15 protein-coding genes are annotated in these 17,814 nt (G+C 71.1%); 11 read left to right on the forward strand and 4 right to left on the reverse strand.

Features of this window, described 5'->3' with window-relative positions; all coding sequences use genetic code 11:
- Positions 1 to 298 precede the first annotated feature (298 nt).
- From ACFW9Z_RS00735 to ACFW9Z_RS00750, 4 genes are all read left to right on the forward strand, one after another.
- Entirely contained in the window at positions 299 to 919 is a 621-nt protein-coding gene (locus ACFW9Z_RS00735; RefSeq protein WP_384632195.1) for a hypothetical protein, read from the forward strand.
- 404 nt (positions 920 to 1,323) lie between these two features.
- A complete protein-coding gene (locus ACFW9Z_RS00740) occupies positions 1,324 to 1,917 on the forward strand; it encodes a DinB family protein (protein ID WP_384632198.1) in 594 nt (197 codons plus the stop codon).
- 61 nt (positions 1,918 to 1,978) lie between these two features.
- Positions 1,979 to 2,482 (forward strand): Imm50 family immunity protein, encoded by a 504-nt coding sequence (locus tag ACFW9Z_RS00745; protein ID WP_384632201.1) that lies wholly within the window; start codon positions 1,979 to 1,981, stop codon positions 2,480 to 2,482.
- A complete protein-coding gene (locus ACFW9Z_RS00750) occupies positions 2,469 to 2,870 on the forward strand; it encodes an Imm50 family immunity protein (RefSeq protein ID WP_384632204.1) in 402 nt (133 codons plus the stop codon). Before ACFW9Z_RS00745 ends, ACFW9Z_RS00750 begins: the two co-directional genes overlap by 14 nt.
- A 256-nt stretch (positions 2,871 to 3,126) precedes the next feature.
- Here ACFW9Z_RS00750 and ACFW9Z_RS00755 read toward each other — a convergent pair whose 3' ends face one another.
- Together ACFW9Z_RS00755 and ACFW9Z_RS00760 are read right to left on the reverse strand one after the other, a co-directional pair.
- On the reverse strand, positions 3,127 to 3,360 hold the full coding sequence (locus ACFW9Z_RS00755) for a ferredoxin (protein WP_384632207.1): 234 nt from the start codon (positions 3,358 to 3,360) through the stop codon (positions 3,127 to 3,129).
- Positions 3,360 to 4,829 carry an aldehyde dehydrogenase gene (locus tag ACFW9Z_RS00760; RefSeq protein ID WP_384632209.1) on the reverse strand — a complete coding sequence of 490 codons (1,470 nt, stop codon included), beginning with the start codon at positions 4,827 to 4,829 and terminating at the stop codon, positions 3,360 to 3,362. The genes ACFW9Z_RS00755 and ACFW9Z_RS00760 overlap by 1 nt, the downstream gene beginning before the upstream one ends.
- A gap of 210 nt (positions 4,830 to 5,039) precedes the next feature.
- Between ACFW9Z_RS00760 and ACFW9Z_RS00765 the strand changes: the two genes are divergently transcribed.
- The 6 genes from ACFW9Z_RS00765 to ACFW9Z_RS00790 all read left to right on the forward strand — a co-directional run bounded on the left by ACFW9Z_RS00765 (position 5,040) and on the right by ACFW9Z_RS00790 (position 12,370).
- Entirely contained in the window at positions 5,040 to 6,086 is a 1,047-nt protein-coding gene (locus tag ACFW9Z_RS00765; RefSeq protein ID WP_384632212.1) for an MBL fold metallo-hydrolase, read from the forward strand.
- A 411-nt stretch (positions 6,087 to 6,497) separates the two neighbouring features.
- Positions 6,498 to 7,763 (forward strand): prenyltransferase/squalene oxidase repeat-containing protein, encoded by a 1,266-nt coding sequence (locus ACFW9Z_RS00770; protein ID WP_384632215.1) that lies wholly within the window; start codon positions 6,498 to 6,500, stop codon positions 7,761 to 7,763.
- Positions 7,760 to 8,581 (forward strand): SCO2322 family protein, encoded by an 822-nt coding sequence (locus ACFW9Z_RS00775; protein WP_384632218.1) that lies wholly within the window; start codon positions 7,760 to 7,762, stop codon positions 8,579 to 8,581. Before ACFW9Z_RS00770 ends, ACFW9Z_RS00775 begins: the two co-directional genes overlap by 4 nt.
- The gene (locus tag ACFW9Z_RS00780; protein ID WP_384632221.1) at positions 8,578 to 9,786 is read left to right on the forward strand and encodes an energy-coupling factor transporter transmembrane component T; all 1,209 of its coding nucleotides are present in this window, start codon (positions 8,578 to 8,580) and stop codon (positions 9,784 to 9,786) included. The genes ACFW9Z_RS00775 and ACFW9Z_RS00780 overlap by 4 nt, the downstream gene beginning before the upstream one ends.
- A complete protein-coding gene (locus ACFW9Z_RS00785; RefSeq protein ID WP_384632223.1) occupies positions 9,783 to 11,492 on the forward strand; it encodes an ABC transporter ATP-binding protein in 1,710 nt (569 codons plus the stop codon). The genes ACFW9Z_RS00780 and ACFW9Z_RS00785 overlap by 4 nt, the downstream gene beginning before the upstream one ends.
- Positions 11,489 to 12,370, forward strand: coding sequence for an ECF transporter S component (locus ACFW9Z_RS00790; protein ID WP_384632226.1), 882 nt, complete (start codon positions 11,489 to 11,491; stop codon positions 12,368 to 12,370). The genes ACFW9Z_RS00785 and ACFW9Z_RS00790 overlap by 4 nt, the downstream gene beginning before the upstream one ends.
- Before the next feature lie 66 nt (positions 12,371 to 12,436).
- Here ACFW9Z_RS00790 and ACFW9Z_RS00795 read toward each other — a convergent pair whose 3' ends face one another.
- On the reverse strand, positions 12,437 to 13,615 hold the full coding sequence (locus ACFW9Z_RS00795) for a steroid 3-ketoacyl-CoA thiolase (protein ID WP_384632229.1): 1,179 nt from the start codon (positions 13,613 to 13,615) through the stop codon (positions 12,437 to 12,439).
- A gap of 328 nt (positions 13,616 to 13,943) precedes the next feature.
- Here ACFW9Z_RS00795 and ACFW9Z_RS00800 point away from each other — a divergent pair, with 328 nt between their 5' ends.
- Positions 13,944 to 15,224, forward strand: a complete 1,281-nt coding sequence (locus ACFW9Z_RS00800) for a cytochrome P450 (protein ID WP_384632232.1) — start codon at positions 13,944 to 13,946, stop codon at positions 15,222 to 15,224.
- Positions 15,225 to 15,376: 152 nt separating this feature from the next.
- Here the strand turns inward: ACFW9Z_RS00800 and ACFW9Z_RS00805 are convergent, their stop codons facing one another.
- A complete protein-coding gene (locus ACFW9Z_RS00805; protein WP_384632235.1) occupies positions 15,377 to 17,653 on the reverse strand; it encodes a bifunctional glycosyltransferase 87/phosphatase PAP2 family protein in 2,277 nt (758 codons plus the stop codon).
- Positions 17,654 to 17,814 lie beyond the last annotated feature (161 nt).

Raw genomic sequence — 17,814 nt, forward strand, 5'->3', positions numbered from 1 at the left:
CCCACAGCCGAGCCACCCGCGCGGCGCGAGTCGGCACCTCCTGGAGCCTCACCTCGTTTGAGGCCTTCTCAAGGTGCCCGGCAGGCCGGGAGGGACGCCCCGTCCCACGTCCGGGGCGTCCCATCACGACCCACCAGGCAGGGCAATAGCAGCAGTTCGGGCGGGTCGCGTCCCACGTATGCCCGTCCCGCCGCTTTCTGCGGGCGCCGGGGCGGCGGTACGGGCAGTGTCTGGCCCAGCGGGTGACGGGATCGAGACTCCGCCACCCACCAGCCAGAGAAGAACGGGGACCTGCTCCATGAACAGTCAGACCCTCCGCACACGCTTCGCACCGGCCGCGCTGGCCGTGGTGCTCCTGAGCACGGGCATGTCGATGGCCACCGCCCAGCCCGCCACCGCACAGTCGGCCGAAGTCGCGGCGACGTTCGCGACCGCGGGCAAGAAGGCGGGGAAGCCGCAGCAGTACCTGAAGTTCGTCAAGAACAAGAAGAACCCGAGCAATTCCCGGCTGCACCTGATGATGAAGGGCAAGAAGAAGGCCGTCGCCACGTGGCGGGCCGGTTCGGGCAACGGTTCCACGAACGCCTGCAAGCCCAACGCGGGTTGGCTGCCCAACGGCTCGTACAAGATCGAGTTCCACAAGAAGAACTTCAACGGGAGCGCCATCAAGGGCTACGTCATCAAGCTGCAGGACAAGAAGTGCAGCAACGGCACCAAGCGCACCGAACTCTTCATCCACAGCGAGATGCAGAAGAACGGCAAGCAGGGCCCCAAGAAGGGCAAGGACTCCCCGTGGCGCTGGGAGGGTGACCACGACTACAAGTCCCTGGCCTGCATCAAGCTGAAGCCCGCACACATCAAGAGCCTGTTCACCAAGTCCTCGGCCAAGGGCTGGCCCGAGACCCTCAAGGTCGTCTGAGCCTCTCGGTGACCGAACCGGCCCCCTGACCGCCCCCATCCGCCCTGCCCTCAGCAGCAAATACCCGGTCCCGGCAGTTTGCCCACGCGCTTAGGGAAGTCTCTCGAAGAGCTGGAAGGCATCAAATGGCCCGCCCCTCCTGCCGATGCGACCGGATTGGTCAAGGCTGTGCACAACCCGCGAAAAAACCGGTCGACAGCCTCAGCACACACAAGCTGAGCAGGCTGATCGGCCTCGCCGTACGTCCAGGAAAATATCCAGGAACTCCTGACCGAGACGGAGGCCTGACAGCGGCTGACAGGGCACTGCGGTGGCGGCGATGGCCAGGTCTCGGCTCTGCCGGTCGCCGCGGACCACGTACGGGATCTTGAGACCACGAGCAGCCCATGGCAGGCTCATGCCGCATGATCGATGAATTCGCGAAGGACAACCTGCACGGGAGACTGCGGCGGGACCGCGAGGCGCTGCTCTGGAAACTCGACGGCCTGTCCGAATACGACGCCCGTCGGCCTCTGACGGCGACCGGGACCAACCTCCTCGGCCTGGTCAAGCACATGGCCTTCGTCGAGGCCAGGTACTTCGGCGAGGTCTTCGACCGCCCTTCCCCGGAGCCGCTGCCCCGGTGGCAGGACTCCGACGGTAGCGATCTGTGGGCGGCCGAGGACGAGACCTGCGATCAGATCATCGGGTTCTACCGGCGCACATGGGAACACTCGGACGCGACGATCAACGAGCTTTCCCTCGACGCCCCCGGCCATGTGCCGTGGTGGCCGGAGCCTTATACCCACACGAACCTGTTCGCCATCATGGTCCATGTCCTCGGCGAGACCATCCGGCATGCCGGGCACACCGATATCCTCCGCGAGGGCCTCGACGGCCGGACCGGGTTGCGCGCCGAACACGAGAAGCCGATCGACGAGGAAGCCCGTGCGGCCTACTGCGCGAAAATCGAGCAGGCCGCCAGGTCGGCCGCACCGCTCAGGGCTTACAGCGGCTGACCCCTGGCCTGCCTGCTTCCCCGTCGGCCTGACTGACGCCAGGAGAGAGGACAGCGTCACCATGACAGATCACTGGATCGATCTCGTGGCCAACCCGCATCCTCTGAAATCTCTCTACTCCGCTGTTCCACCTCTGCAATCCGTACGGTTGAGATCCCTTCATCTCGATTGGCGAGGCCCTACGCTGACCTTGCGGATCGACCTTCCTTCCTACCCTGATCACGCACCACCTGACTGGTCGAAGTATGGCCACAACACTCTCCAGCTTCATCTGAGATTCTTGGCTGTGGACGATCTGATCTTAGACGGGTGGATTCCAGCTACCCCAGTCGACATCAACTTCTCACGGCTGGACGACCGGAGAATCCGCACACAGGTCCCTGGCACCGCGTTGGATTCCACTTTCACCTGCAGCGATTCGCTCATCATCGGCCACCTCAGCTCCTTTCGCCGCACCGCATCCGGGTCCGACGAAGGGATGCGCAGTTTCTTGCATCCCCTCGATGCACGCAGATTCTCATCTCTACCCGGAACACACGAGGGAACTTTCTATGGACACACCTGATTGGGGACAATTCCTGGACGATCCGCAACCCATCTACGCGCTGTACGACGAGGAGCCCGACCTCGACCGAAGCGACCTGTTTCATCTGCTGGCAGACGAGCGAGCGGACAGCATCACGCTGGGGTTCCGGACAGCACAGATGCCTACGCGCATCAGGCCCGAATGGGAAGGAGCAGAACACAATTCCTTCACCTTCTATATCGTTTTTACCGGGGTTCAGGGAATGACCGCCCGGGGGTGGGTTTCCCCTGCACAGAAGAGTGTGTCCATCCGGCGCGACATCGATGGAATATTGATGGTAGCCATCACATCAGAGGGCACGTCGGTCACCTTTCGCGCAGGTCAGGCTTCCCTCACCGCAGCGCGTGTCGGGCTGGTTTCCCGATGATGCCGGGTCGATTCAGAACCCAGAAACGATGACGGTGCGAAGTCAGGGTGGTAGCGCGAACTCCTGCCGGAGTCGGACGCAGAGCACTTCGACTACTTGGCGAGCGAGTACTTCTGAGCAGCCGTCAGGGATGGCAGGAGGTCCCTCCGTGCAGTGATGAGGCGGCGGCCTGACAGCCAGGGGCTGGGGTTGGGGCTGCCCAAGTGGATGAAATCGGAAACGGGCGGCCAGCGCCTCGGAGCATCCGGATTTCCCGCTACTCCTCCGGCGGAAAAACCACCTCCCCCGACCCCGCCAACGTCAGAGTGATCGCCTCCACCGGGCAGCCCTCCGCCGCCGTGAGGATCTGTTCGGCCGCGTCGTGGTCCTCCTCCGACGGGTGGGACTGGCGGGCGGTGTCCAGGTGGAAGGTGGTCGGGGCGTGGTTCACGCACATGCCGGAGCCTATGCAGACCGAGCGGTCGACCTCCACGTGCCAGCGGTCGCCCATCAGGACTCCCGGTAGCCGGCGGGGAGGTGGATCATCTTGTGCTCGAAGAACTCGCCGTAGCCCTCGGGGCCGAACTCGCGGCCCAGGCCGGAGTTCTTGTAGCCGCCGAACGGGCCGAGCATGTCGAGGCTGAAGGTGTTCACGCTGTACGTGCCCGTGCGGACGCGGCGGGCGATGTCGATGCCGCGTTCCGTGTCCGCCGTCCAGACGCTGCCGCTGAGGCCGTACGGGGAGTCGTCGGCGATGCGGACGGCCTCGGCCTCGTCTCCGTACGGGATCAGGCAGATCACCGGGCCGAAGATCTCCTCGCGGGCGATGCGCATGGAGTTGTCGACCGAGCCGAAGAGGGTGGGTTCGACGTACCAGCCGCGTTCCTGGGAGGCCGGTACGTTGCCGCCCGTGAGGATCTTGGCGCCCTCCTCCTGGCCCAGGCGGATGTAGTCGAGGGAGCGTTGTTGCTGGCGGCGGGCCACCAGGGGGCCCAGTTCGGTGGTGGGGTCCAGGGGGTCGCCCACGCGGAGGGCCCCTGCGGCGGCGGCGAACGCTTCCGCTATCTCGTCGTAGCGGGAGCGGGGGGCCAGGATGCGCGTCTGGGCCACGCACGCCTGGCCGTTGATCATCCAGGCGAACGGGACGATGCCCGCGACCGCCGCCTCCAGGTCCGCGTCCGGCAGGATCACCGCCGCCGACTTGCCGCCCAGTTCGAGGGTGACGCGGGTCAGGTTGCGGGAGGCCACCTCCATCACGCGGCGGCCGGCGGCGACCGAGCCGGTGAAGGAGACCTTGTCGATGTCCCGGTGCGCCACCAGGTACTCGCTCACCTCACGGTCCGCCGGGAGGATGGAGAGGACACCGGGAGGCAGTCCCGCCTCTCTCACTATCTCCGCCAGAAGGTAGGCGTCCAAGGGGGTTTCCGGGGAGACCTTCAGGACCGCCGTGCAGCCTGCCAGCAGCGCGGGGGCCAGTTTCGCCGCAGCCGTGAACTGGGGGACGTTCCACGGGACGACCGCCGCCACCACTCCGACCGGTTCTCGGCGGACCAGGAGCGGGCCGAGGACGCCGTCGCGCCGCTCCTCGTACGGGAACGTGCGCGCCACCGTGATCGCGGAGTCCCAGACCATCATCGCGGCCAGCGCCTGCACCATCACGCTCGCGCTGTACGGGGTGCCGTTCTGGGCACTGATCAGGCGGGCGAACTCCTCGTGGCGTACGGCGAAGGCATCCTTGATCCGCGTGATCACCGCGATCCGCTCGTCCGGCGACATACGGGGCCAGGGGCCTTCGTCGAAGGCCCGGCGGGCCGCGGCGACCGCCCGGTCCACATCGGCCTCGGAGGCGTGCGGGACGCGGCCGATGACCTGTTCGGTGTGCGGGGAGATCACCTCGATGACGTCCGTGCCGAGCGGATCGGTGAACTCCCCGCCGATGAACAGGTGTCCGTGTTCCACAAGCTCCGTAGGTTCCGTCATGGCTGTTGCCTCCCGTGGCCCCGCACGCGCACGCCCAACTGAAACTGACTGTTCGTCAGAACTGATACCAGTTCCTGTTCCAGGAGTCCACGGTGCGGACCGCACCCGGACCGGACAGGCGTCGAAGAATTGGTAGACCCGGGCTACCACTGGAACGAGTTCTCGTTACAGTGGGGACAGCGCACGCCGCCGAGCAGAGATGGGAAGCCCATGACGCAGGTGACGCAGGTGACCGACCACGGCGGAGGCGTCCACAGCATCAAGGTCCCCATCCCGGACAACCCGCTCGGCCACACCCTGGTCCACCTCGTCGACACCGACCGGGGCCCCGTCCTCATCGACACCGGCTGGGACGATCCGGCCTCCTGGGACACGCTGGTGGCCGGGCTCGCCGCGCTCGGCACCTCCGTCACCGACGTACACGGCATCGTCATCACCCACCACCACCCCGACCACCACGGGCTCTCCGGCCAGGTCCGCGAGGCGTCCGGGGCCTGGATCGCGATGCACGAGGCGGACACCGCGATCGTCCGCCGCACCCGGGAGGCCGGGCCCTCCACCTGGCTCGACTACCTCACCCACAAGCTCGCCGCCGTCGGCGCCCCCGAGGACCACCTCGCCCCGCTGCTCGCCGCCCGCGGCAGCGGCCGGCTGCGAACGCTTCCCGGGCTGCGCGCCGCCCTGCCGGACCGGGAGATCGTGCCCGGCGAGCTGCTCGGCCTGGCCGGGCGGCGGCTGCGCGCCGTCTGGACCCCCGGCCACACCCCGGGCCATGTCTGCCTCCATCTGGAGGAACGGCATCCGGCGAATCTGCCGGGGCACGGGCGGCTGTTCTCCGGGGACCACCTGCTGCCCGGGATCAGTCCGCACATCGGGCTGTACGAGGACCCCGACGAGACCGAGGTGACCGACCCGCTCGGGGACTACCTCGCCTCGCTGGAGCGGATCGGGCGGCTCGGGGTGGCGGAGGTGCTGCCCGCGCACCAGCACGCGTTCACCGATGCGGGCGGGCGCGTACGGGAGCTGCTCGGCCATCACGAGGAGCGGCTGACCGGGCTGCTCGCGCTCCTCGCCACGCCGCTCACCCCGTGGCAGCTCGCCGAGCGGATGGAGTGGAACCGGCCCTGGGAGCAGATCCCGCACGGTTCGCGGTCGATCGCCGTGTCGGAGGCCGAGGCCCATCTGCGGCGGCTGGTGAAGCTGGGGCGCGCGGAGGCGGTGGGCGGCAGCGACCCGGTGACGTACATCGCGGTGTGACGAGCCCGGGGCATTGGTATCGCGTGCACCCGGTGTGACGAGCCCAGGCACCGGCATCGCGTGTACCCGGTGTGACGAGCCCGGGCACTGCTCCCTTCGGACGATGCGGGCGGTCTGCCACCCTCGGGAGCTGGGCTACGGCCCGGTAGAGTGGGCAGGTCGTCATCATGCCCGTACAGGGGGAAGCCGGTGCGAACCCGGCACCGGACCCCAGCCGTGAACCCGTCGAGCCCGACGGCAGCCGGAACGCCCTGTCCGCGGAGCGTGGGCGGCCAGGGGCAGTGTGACCACAGGCCCCAGGGCCACCGGACCCCCCGGTGGCCGGCACCGTCGAGGCATACGGGGCCGGAGCCCGGTGGCCTCGTACGCCGCCCGGGAGGACCGGCCCCCGCAGGAGAGGCCCACCCCGTCATGACCGTACGCCGCAGCGCAGCCGCGCTCGCGACCACCGCCGTTCTTCTGGGCGCGGCCGCACCCCTCGCGGTGGCGCCCGTCGCGGTCGCCGCACCGAGCCCTTCCCCGTCGGCCGAGCTGCCGCCCGGGCTCTACGGCACCACGGACCCCACGTACGACGGGGTCTGGCGGCAGTCGCTGGCCTTCCTCGCCCAGAAGATCGAGTACGCCACACCGTCCACCCAGGCCGTGGACTGGCTGGTGGCGCAGCAGTGCGACAGCGGTGCGTTCGCCTCGTACCGCGACACCTCCAAGCCGTGCGACGCGTCGACCGTGATGGACACCAACGCCACCGCCGCCGCCGTCCAGGCGCTCGTCGAGCTGAACCAGCACCGCGACGCGGCGAACAACGGGGCCGACTGGCTGAAGTCCATCCAGAACGAGGACGGCGGCTGGGGGTACAACGCGGGCAGCCCCAGCGACGCCAACTCCACCGCCGTCGTGATCGGCGCCCTCGCCCGTACGAGCGTCCCGATCAGCGAGCTCACCACCGCCGACGGCAAGACCCCGTACACCGCGCTCCAGGCCCTGGCCATCCCGTGCGGGAAGAAGGACGGCGGCGCCTTCGCCTACCAGCCCGGCAAGAAGGGCGAGCTCGTCGCCAACGCCGACGCCTCGGCCGCCGCCGTGCTCGGGCTGATGGGCAAGGGTATGGCCGTCGGGAACGCCAACGCGGTGAAGGACCCCGTCTGCCGCAAGGGCGACGACCTCACCCCCGAGGAGAGCGCGCAGAACGGCGCCCACTACCTCGCCGAGACCCTGGCCGCCTCCCCCTACCTCAACCAGCCCCCGATGCCCGGCGCCGAGGACAGCGCGCCGCAGCCCGACTTCGGCAACACGGCGGACGCGGTCGTCTCCCTCGCCGCCTCCGGGCACAAGGACAAGGCCACCGCCTCGGTGAAGTGGCTGGAGGAGAACGCCAAGGACTGGGCACAGCAGGGCGGGCCCGCCGCCACCGCGCAGCTGATCTTCGCCGCGCATGCGACGGACGCCGACGCCCGCAGCTTCGGCGGGGTCGACCTCGTCAAGCAGCTGAACGCGATGGGCCCCTCCCCCGCCGCGACCGCCGCCCCCTCGGCGACGCCGACCGGGACGCAGCCCACCAGCGGCACCAGCAGCGAGGACGGCGGGCTCGGCCTGTGGTGGCTGGTCGGGATCGGTCTGCTGTTCGGCGCGGGCATCGGTTTCCTGCTCAGCATGCGCCGGAAGAAGCAGCAGCCGTGACGATGCGGACCGGGGCCATCGGTGAGCGGAGCGCGCGGAGCGGGTCAGCCGACGAGTGGCACACGCGTACCGCGCGTACCGGTCGTGAGCGGAGCACACAGTCCGGAGCACCGCTCCGGTCGTCGATCGGCGTTCTCCTCGCCACCCTCCTCGCCGCCTCCGCGGTCCTCCTCGGGGCGGGCGGCGCCGAGGCCGCCGGGTATCGCTACTGGTCCTTCTGGGAGGGCAACGGCAAGAACTGGGAGTACGCCACCCAGGGCCCGTCCCTCCTGCGCCCCGACGACGGTACGGTCCAGGGCTTCCGGTTCTCCGTCAGCGAGGACTCCACCGACGCCGACCAGCCGCGCCGCGCCCCCGACTTCGGGGCGATCTGCGCGTCCACCCCGGCGAAGGACGGCTCCAAGCGGGTCGCCCTGGTGATCGACCCCGGTACGCCGGAGGACGCCCCGGCCGGGGAGAAGCCGCCCGCCCTTCGCACCGCCTGCGCCCAGGTCGCCCCGGACGCCAGCAGCGCGGAGGCGCTCGCCTCGGTGGCGAAGCCGCTGCGGTACGACAGCAGCGCGATGATCTGCGCGATCTCCGGCTACCCGAAGACGGGCTGCGGCGAGCAGGTGTCCGGGGACGGGGACGGGGACGGCGGCAAGAAGGACGGTAGCGAGAAGCCCTCTGCTCCCGCCGCCTCCTCGGCCCCGGCAGCCGACGACGGGGACAGCGACGGGGACAGCGGCGGTGGTCCCTCCGCCGGGCTCCTCGTCGGTATCGGGGCCGTCCTGCTGCTGGGCGTCGCCGCCGTGTTCCAGGCCCGTCGGCGCCGATGACGCACTCCCCGGGGACGGCCCGGCTGCTCCGGCGTGCCCTGCACGCGCCCGAGGCGGGCCGCGCCAACGCGCTGCCCGCCGGGGCGTGGTGGCTCTGGGCGCTGGGGCTCGCCACCGCCGCCTCCCGGACCACCAACCCGCTGCTGCTCGGGCTGCTGGTCGGCGTGGCCGGGTACGTGGTGGCCGCCCGGCGTACCGACGCGCCCTGGGCCCGCTCCTACGGGGCGTTCATCAAGCTCGGGCTCTTCGTCATCGCGCTGCGGCTGCTCTTCTCCGTCTTCCTCGGCTCGCAGATCCCCGGCTCGCACACCGTGTTCACGCTCCCCGAAGTGCCCCTGCCCGGCTGGGCGCAGGGGGTGCGGATCGGTGGCCGGGTCACGGCGGAGCAGCTGGTCTTCTCGCTCTACGACGGGATGAAGCTGGCCGCCCTGCTGATCTGCATCGGCGCGGCGAACTCGCTCGCCAACCCGGCCCGGCTGCTGAAGTCGCTGCCCGGCGCGCTGTACGAGGCCGGGGTCGCCGTCGTCGTCGCGATGACGTTCGCCCCGAACATGGTCGCCGATGTGGTCCGGCTGCGGACCGCGCGGCGGCTGCGGGGACGGCCGACCGGTGGCGTGAAGGCCGTCGCACAGATCGGACTGCCGGTGCTGGAAGGGGCGTTGGAGCGGTCGGTGGCGGTGGCCGCGTCGATGGACGCGCGCGGTTACGGGCGTACCGCCCAGGTCCCGCCCGCCGTCCGGCACACCACCAACGTCCTCACCCTGGGCGGGCTGCTCGGGGTGTGCGCGGGGACTTATGGGCTGCTGGCCGCGCAGGGGGCCGTGTACGGGCTGCCGGTTCTGCTGGCGGGGCTCGTCGCGGCGATGGCGGGGCTGCGGCTGGGCGGGCGGCGCTCGGTGCGCACCCGGTACCGCCCGGACCGGTGGGGTGTGCGGGCGTGGCTGGTGGCGGGGTCGGGTGCGGTGGTGGCGGCCGCGATGATCTGGGCGGGCTCCGTCGATCCGGAGGCGCTGCACCCCGGGGTCGTACCGCTGACCGCGCCCGAGCTGCCACTGTGGCCCGCCGCCGCTGTGCTGGTGGGGCTGCTGCCCGCGCTGGTCGCCCCCGTACCGCCGTCGGCCCGGGACGCCGCCCCCGTACCGCCGTCGGCACAGAACGACCGGGGCTTCGAAGAGCATGACCGTCGCAGCAAGGAGCAGGCGTGATCAGGTTCGAGCAGGTCTCCGTTCGGTACGACGGGACGGACCGGCCCACCCTGTCCGGCGTCGATCTCGCGGTCCCGGAAGGGGAGTTGGTGCTGCTCGTCGGCCCGTCGGGGGTCGGCAAGTCGACGTTGCTCGGTACGGTGTCGGGGCTCGTGCCGCACTTCACGGGCGGGGTGCTGAGCGGCCGGGTCATGGTGGACGGGCGGGACACCCGCACCCACAAGCCGCGTGAACTGGCCGATCTGGTGGGCACGGTGGGGCAGGACCCCTTGGCCCACTTCGTCACGGACACGGTCGAGGACGAACTCGCTTACGGCATGGAGTCGTTGGGCCTGGCCCCGGACGTCATGCGCCGACGCGTGGAGGAGACGCTCGATCTGCTGGGCCTGGCCGAGCTGCGCGACCGGCCGATCGCAACCCTCTCGGGCGGCCAGCAGCAGCGGGTGGCGATCGGTTCGGTGCTGACCCCGCACCCCAAGGTGCTGGTCCTCGACGAGCCGACGTCCGCGCTGGACCCGGCGGCGGCCGAGGAGGTCCTCGCCGTACTCCAGCGGCTGGTGCACGACCTCGGGACGACCGTCCTGATGGCCGAGCACCGGCTGGAGCGGGTCGTGCAGTACGCGGACCAGGTCGTCCTGCTGCCCGCGCCGGGCGCCGCCCCCGTGCTGGGGCCGCCCGCCGAGATCATGAAGGTGTCGCCGGTCCGGCCGCCGGTCGCCCAGCTGGGGCTGCTGGCGGGCTGGGACCCGCTGCCACTGTCCGTACGGGACGCCCGGCGCGGGGCCGGTGAGCTGCGGGCTCGGCTGGCGTCCGCCGAAGTGCCCGCGCCGCCGGGGCCGTCCGGGAGTGTGCCGGTCGCGCCGGTGCCGGGCGGGCCGCGCCCCGGTCGGATCGCCCGGCTCCTGGGACGTACGAAGGCCGTGGAAGCCCCCGCGCCCGCCGCCGATCCCGTCACCCGGGTCGATGCGCTCAGCGTGCGGCGCGGGCGGATCGAGGCGCTGCGGCGGGTCACGCTCACCGTGGCGCCCGGTGAGACCGTGGCGCTGATGGGCCGTAACGGGGCCGGTAAGTCCACGCTGCTCAACGCCCTCGTCGGCATGGTCGAGCCCACGTCCGGTTCCGTACGCGTGGGAGGTCTGGCCCCGGCCCGTACCGATCCGCGCGCCATGGTCCGCCGGGTCGGCCTGGTCCCGCAGGAGCCGCGCGATCTGCTGTACGCGGACACGGTGGCCGCCGAGTGCGCCGCCGCCGACCGGGACGCGGGCGCGGCGGAGGGCACCTGCCGGGCGCTGGTCTCCGAGCTGCTGCCGGGGGTCGAGGACACCACGCACCCCCGTGACCTCTCCGAGGGGCAGCGGCTCGCGCTGGCCCTCGCGCTGGTGCTGACGGCCCGCCCGCCGCTGTTGCTGCTGGACGAGCCGACCCGGGGCCTGGACTACGCGGCGAAGGGCCGGCTCGTCGGCGTACTGCGGTCGCTGGCGGCCGAGGGGCACGCGATCGTCCTGGCCACGCACGATGTGGAGCTGGCGGCGGAGCTGGCCCACCGGGTGGTGATCCTCGCCGACGGGGAGGTCGTCGCGGACGGCCCGACCGGCCGGGTGGTGGTCTCCTCCCCCGCCTTCGCCCCGCAGACCGCGAAGATCCTGGCCCCGCAGGAGTGGCTGACCGTCTCCCAGGTACGCGGCGCGCTGGAGGCGGGCGCGTGAGCGGCGTACGGCAACGGGCCCCCCGGCCCGTGCGGCTCGGGCCGAAGTCGGTGGCCGCGCTGGTGCTGGTCAGCGCCATCGGGGTGGTCGCCTTCGGGTGGCCGCTGCTGGCCGGTGCCGACTCCGGGCTCGCCCATGCGCAGGACGCGCCGTGGCTGTTCGCCGCGCTGCTGCCGCTGCTGGTCGCGGTGGTGGTGGCGACGATCTCGGAGTCCGGCATGGACGCCAAGGCCGTCGCCATGCTCGGCGTGCTGGCGGCGGTCGGGGCGGCGCTGCGCCCGCTGGGGGCGGGCACGGCGGGCCTGGAGCCGATGTTCTTCCTGATGGTGCTGAGCGGGCGGGTGCTGGGGCCCGGTTTCGGCTTCGTCCTCGGCTCGGTGACGATGTTCGCGTCCGCCCTGCTCACGGGCGGGGTGGGGCCGTGGATGCCGTTCCAGATGCTGGCGATGGGCTGGTTCACGATGGGCGCGGGGCTGCTGCCGGGCCCGGACCGGCTGCGCGGCCGGGCCGAGTTGGCGATGCTCGCGGTCTACGGGTCCGTGGCGGCGTTCGCGTACGGCACGATCATGAATCTGTACGGGTGGACGATCATCCCGGGTCTTGCCTCGGGCATCTCGTTCGTGGCGGGCGACCCGCTCCACGAGAACCTGGTCCGGTTCCTCGCCTACTGTGCGGCGACGTCGCTGGGGTGGGACCTGGGGCGGGCGGTGCTCACGGTGGTGCTGACGCTGACGATCGGCCCGACGCTGCTGAAGGCGCTGCGCCGGGCGACCCGGCGGGCGGCGTTCGACGCGCGGGTGGGGTTCGAGGAGCCCGGGAAGCCCGGGAAGCCCGGGAAGCCCGGGAAGCCCGGGAAGCCTGGGAAGCCCGGGGGGTGAACGGCCCCCTGGGCTCCTGGGGACCCGGCCCCTGAGGACGCGAGGGCTCCCGAGAGCCCAGGGCCGTTACAGCCGCTGGATGATCGTCCCCGTGGCCAGTGCCCCGCCCGCGCACATCGTGATCAGCGCGAACTCCTTGTCCCGGCGTTCCAGTTCGTGCAGGGCCGTGGTGATCAGGCGGGCGCCCGTCGCGCCGACCGGGTGGCCCAGCGCGATCGCGCCGCCGTTGACGTTGACCTTCTCCAGGCCGTCGAGGTCCGCCTCGAACTCCTGGGCCCAGCTCAGCACCACCGACGCGAACGCCTCGTTGATCTCGACGATGTCGATGTCCCTCAGCGACATGCCCGCCTTGCCGAGCACCGCCCGGGTGGCGTCGATCGGGCCGTCCAGGTGGAAGTGCGGGTCGGAGCCGACCAGGGCCTGGGCCACGATCCGGGCCCGGGGCTTGAGCTTGAGGGCGCGGGCCATCCGCTTCGAGGACCAGAGGATGGCGGCGGCCCCGTCCGATATCTGCGAGGAGTTGCCTGCCGTGTGGACCGCGCTCGGCATGACCGCCTTCAGCCCGGCGAGCGCCTCCATCGAGGTGTCCCGCAGCCCCTCGTCCCGGTCGACGAGCCGCCACATGCCCTGCCCGGCCGCCTGCTCCTCCTCGGTGGTGGGGACCTGGACGGCGTACGTCTCGCGCTTGAAGCGTTCCTCGGCCCAGGCCTCGGCCGCCCGCTGCTGGGAGAGGAGGCCGAGCGCGTCGACCCTCTCGCGGGTGAGGCCGCGTTTGCGGGCGATGCGCTCGGCGGCCTCGAACTGGTTGGGCAGGTCGACGTTCCACTCGTCGGGCCAGGGCTTGCCCGGCCCGTGTTTGGAGCCGCTGCCCAGCGGCACCCGGGACATCGCCTCGACGCCGCAGCTGATGCCCACGTCGATGACCCCGGCGGCCACCATGTTGGCGACCATGTGGGAGGCCTGCTGCGAGGAGCCGCACTGGCAGTCCACGGTGGTCGCGGCGGTCTCGTACGGCAGGCCCACGGCCAGCCAGGCGTTGCGGGCCGGGTTCATGGATTGCTCCCCGGCGTGGGTGACGGTGCCGCCGACGATCTGCTCGACGCAGTCGGCCTGGATGCCGGTGCGGCCGAGCAGTTCACGGTAGGTCTCGCCCAGCAGATAGGCGGGGTGCAGATTGGCGAGCGCGCCTCCGCGCTTGCCGATCGGGGTGCGTACGGCTTCGACGATGACGGGTTCCGCGGCCATGAGCTCGTCCTCTCCTCGCCCTTCCGTCGGGGGCGTCCCGGCGCCCACGGAAGGAACTAGTACGCGTTCTAGTTATGCAAGCAGTCTCGTGACGCGGGGCCGACTGCGCAAGGGGCGTGCAGCCACCGCGTACACCCCTTACGCGCGCCCCCCGCACCGGGGTGACCGCCCGCGCGCGGGGCCGCCGGGGAACGAATCGGGCCGGGAGCCTTGCGACTTGTAGAACTCGTTACTACCTTGCGGGCAGCTTCTGATGGAGCGTCAGGAATGCAAGGAGACGGCGGCCGTCGGACGGTCCGCCGCCGGATCCGGAGTGGAGAGGTGCCCCATGCCCTGCCCCCATCTGCCCGACGGGTTCGACTTCACCGACCCCGACCTCCTCCAATCCCGGGTCCCGCACCCGGAGTTCGCCCTGATGCGGCAGACCGCCCCGGTGTGGTGGTGCACTCAGCCCGCCAACATCTCGGGCTTCGGCGACGAGGGGTACTGGGCCGTCACCCGGCACGCGGACGTCAAGTACGTCTCCACACACCCCGAGTTGTTCTCCTCGAACACCAACACCGCTGTCATCCGCTTCAACGAGACGATCAGCCGCGACCAGATCGAGGTCCAGAAGCTCATCATGCTGAACATGGACCCGCCCGAGCACACCCGAGTCCGCCAGATCGTCCAGCGCGGCTTCACCCCGCGTGCGGTGCGCTCGCTGGAGCAGGCGCTGCGGGCGCGGGCCCGTTCCATCGTGGAGACCGCGCACGCGGCGGCAGCGGCCGGGGGCGGGGCTGGGGCCGGGGGCGGGGGCGACGGCTCGTTCGACTTCGTCACGAACATCGCGGTGGAGCTGCCGCTCCAGGCGATCGCCGAACTCATCGGCGTACCGCAGGAGGACCGTTCCAAGATCTTCGACTGGTCGAACAAGATGGCCGCGTACGACGATCCCGAGTACGCGATCACCGAGGAGGTCGGCGCCGAGGCGGCGATGGAGATCGTGGCGTACGCGATGAACCTGGCGGCGGCCCGCAAGGAGTGCCCCGCCAAGGACATCGTGAGCCAGTTGGTCGCGGCGGAGGGCGAGGGGAACCTGTCCTCCGACGAGTTCGGGTTCTTCGTGATCCTGCTCGCGGTGGCGGGCAACGAGACCACCCGTAACGCCATCAGCCACGGCATGCACGCCTTCCTCACCCACCCCAAGCAGTGGGAGCTCTACAAGAGGGAGCGTCCGAAGACCACAGCCGAGGAGATCGTGCGCTGGGCGACCCCGGTGGTCTCCTTCCAGCGGACCGCCACCCAGGACGTGGAGCTGGGCGGTCAGCGGATCAGGAAGGGCGAGCGGGTCGGGCTGTTCTACTCCTCCGCCAACAACGACCCCGAGGTGTTCGACGCCCCGGAGGCCTTCGACATCACCCGCGACCCCAACCCGCACCTCGGGTTCGGGGGCGGTGGCCCGCACTTCTGCCTGGGCAAGTCGCTGGCCGTGATGGAGATCGACCTGATCTTCAACGCCATCGCCGACGTACTGCCCGATCTGCGGCTGCTCGATGACCCACGGCGGCTGCGCTCGGCCTGGCTCAACGGGATCAAGCAGTTGCAGGTGAGTACGTCCCGGGGGTGAGGGCTCCCCCGGGACTCCCTCAGGGGTGCACGAGTGGCGGGGCGGGCGCGGCGGGCGGACCATGGGGAGACGCGGCGATCCATGCGGAAGGGGTGCCGGGACGGCGGTGAACGTCGTCCCGGCACCCCTTCGGGCTGCTGCTGGCCGCCTGTTTACGTACCGCCGCCGACCTTCTCCGCCACCTCGGCGGAAGCGGAGGCGGAGGCGGGGACGGGCGCGGACGCGGATGCTGGGACGGCCTCGGACACGGGGGCGGATTCGGACGCGGGGACGGACGCGGGGACGGATTCGGCTGCCGGAGTGGCTGCGGGGGCGGGCACGGTGGACCGTGCTGCCGACCGCTGCTCTCCGGCCTTCGCCACCGCCACCGGGACCGCAACCGGGACCTCCACCGGCTCCGTCACCGGCTCTGCCCTCGCGTCGGGCTCCTGCGCCTGTTCCTGCTCCGTCGCCAGCTTGCGCGGACCCGACAGCAGGTACGTCAGCCCGAAGCCCAGCGTGACGACCAGCGCCCCGCCGACCGCGTCCAGCACCCAGTGGTTCGCCGTCGCCACGATCGCCGCGACGGTGAGGAGCGGGTGGAGCAGGCCGAGCGCCTTCATCCACATCTTTGGGGCGAGGATCACGATGACCAGCCCGCACCACAGCGACCAGCCGAAGTGCAGCGACGGCATCGCCGCGTACTGGTTGGTGACCCCCGTCAGCGTCCCGTAATCGGGCTTCGCGAAGTCCTGGACCCCGTTGAGGGTGTCGATGAAGCCGAGGCCGGGCATCAGCCGGGGCGGGGCCAGCGGGTAGAGCCAGAAGCCGACGAGCGCGAGCACGGTGGCGAAGCCGATGGAGGAGCGGGCCCAGCGGTAGTCGGCGGGGCGGCGCGCGTACAGCACACCGAGGATCGCCAGCGGGATGAGGAAGTGGAAGGTCGAGTAGTAGTAGTCGAAGAACTCCCGCAGCCAGGCGATCTGGACGACCGTCTGGTTGGCCCACAGCTCGATGTCGATGTGCAGCCACTGCTCGATGGCGTGGATCTGCCGGCCGTGCTCCTCGGCGACGGGGCGGCCGGCGGTGGCGGCGAGGCGGACCTGGGAGTACGCGGAGTAGACGGCGCGGATGAGCAGGAGTTCCAGCAGGAGGTTGGGGCGGTGGAGCACCCGGCGCCAGAACGGCAGGAGCGGCACGCGTCTCCAGCGCGCGGCGACCGGTTTCGCGTAGTCGGTGGGGATCGGCCGCTGCCAGTACGGCGAGGTGCGCGGCAGGAACGGGACGAGGCAGGCCGCGCCGAGCGCCACGAGGAGCAGCCCGTTGTCCCGTACGGGAGTGACCGGGCCCATGCTCGGGAGCAGCATCTTGCCGGGGAGTGTGAGGACGAGCACCACGACGGCGGGCCAGACCAGCCGGTCGGAGGCGCGCTTGCCGACCTTGCCGACGACCGCGAGGAGCACCCACAGGAGCTGGTGCTGCCAGGCGGTCGGCGAGATCACCACGACGACGCACCCGGTCACGGCCACGGCGAGGAGCAGCTGCCCGTCCTGGGCGTACCGGACCGCGCGGCGCACGCCGATGACGGTGACCGCCGCGGCGAGGACCAGGAACAGGGCGATCTCCGCCGGTCCCTCCAGGCCGAGCCGGAGCAACACGCCGTGCAGGGACTGGTTGGCGAGGCCGTCCGGCCGCTCACTGAGCCCGGCGCCCGCCGCATGGTGCATCCAGTACGTCCACGAGTCCTTCGGCACCGCGGCCCAGGCGGCGGCCGTGCAGAAGGCGAAGGCGGCCCCCGCGGTCACCGAGGCCCGCCGCTTCCCGGTCAGCCAGAGCAGCGCCGCGAAGAGCAGGAGCATCGGCTGAAGGGCGGCGGCGAGGCCGACCAGGACGCCCTGCAAGCGGTGGTCCCGGACGACGAACCAGGCCAGCAGCACCAGCAGGACCGGCAGGATGCTGGTCTGGCCGAGGTGGAGGCTGTTGCGGACCGGCAGCGACAGCAGGAGCAGGGCGATCGCGGCCGGAACCGCGAGCAGCGCCGTACGCCTGCCGACCGGGGCGGGCAGGGCCCGGGCCGCGACCACGCCGAGGGCGGCCACCAGGAGGAGGGTCCCGAAGGTCCACGCGATGCCGGAGGCCGCCCCGGGCGAGAGGGTGAGCGGCTTCAGCAGCAGGCCGGCGAAGGGGGTACCGGTGAACCGGCCGCCGTCGTACAGCGAGCCCGTCACCCGCAGGACGCCGTTCTCCCCGATCCAGGTCTCCAGATCGGGGAGCCGTTCACCGGGCGGCTGCCGCAGCACCACCGCCGTCTGCCGTACCGCCAGCGCGGCCACGACCAGCCACAGGAGGGCCCGGGTCAGCCCGGTCCTCGTCCTGATGTCCGCCAACGCGTCACCGCGCACTCTGTGATCCGCCTTTGCCACGCTGCGCCGACCCTCCCACCGTTCCATGCCCCGCCCCTTCGACTCGGGGCAGTGCCGGATGAAGCCTCGCATTGCCCCAAGAGGTAGACACAATCAACCCCCTCTTTGCCTGACTGCCATCACGCTTTCGTTCCGGAGAATTCCTGAGAACTCCGGTCCGGCTCTCCGGTCCGGCTCTCCGGTCCGGA

Source organism: Streptomyces sp. NPDC059452 (genome assembly GCF_042750035.1).
Taxonomy (GTDB): Bacteria; Actinomycetota; Actinomycetes; order Streptomycetales; family Streptomycetaceae; genus Streptomyces.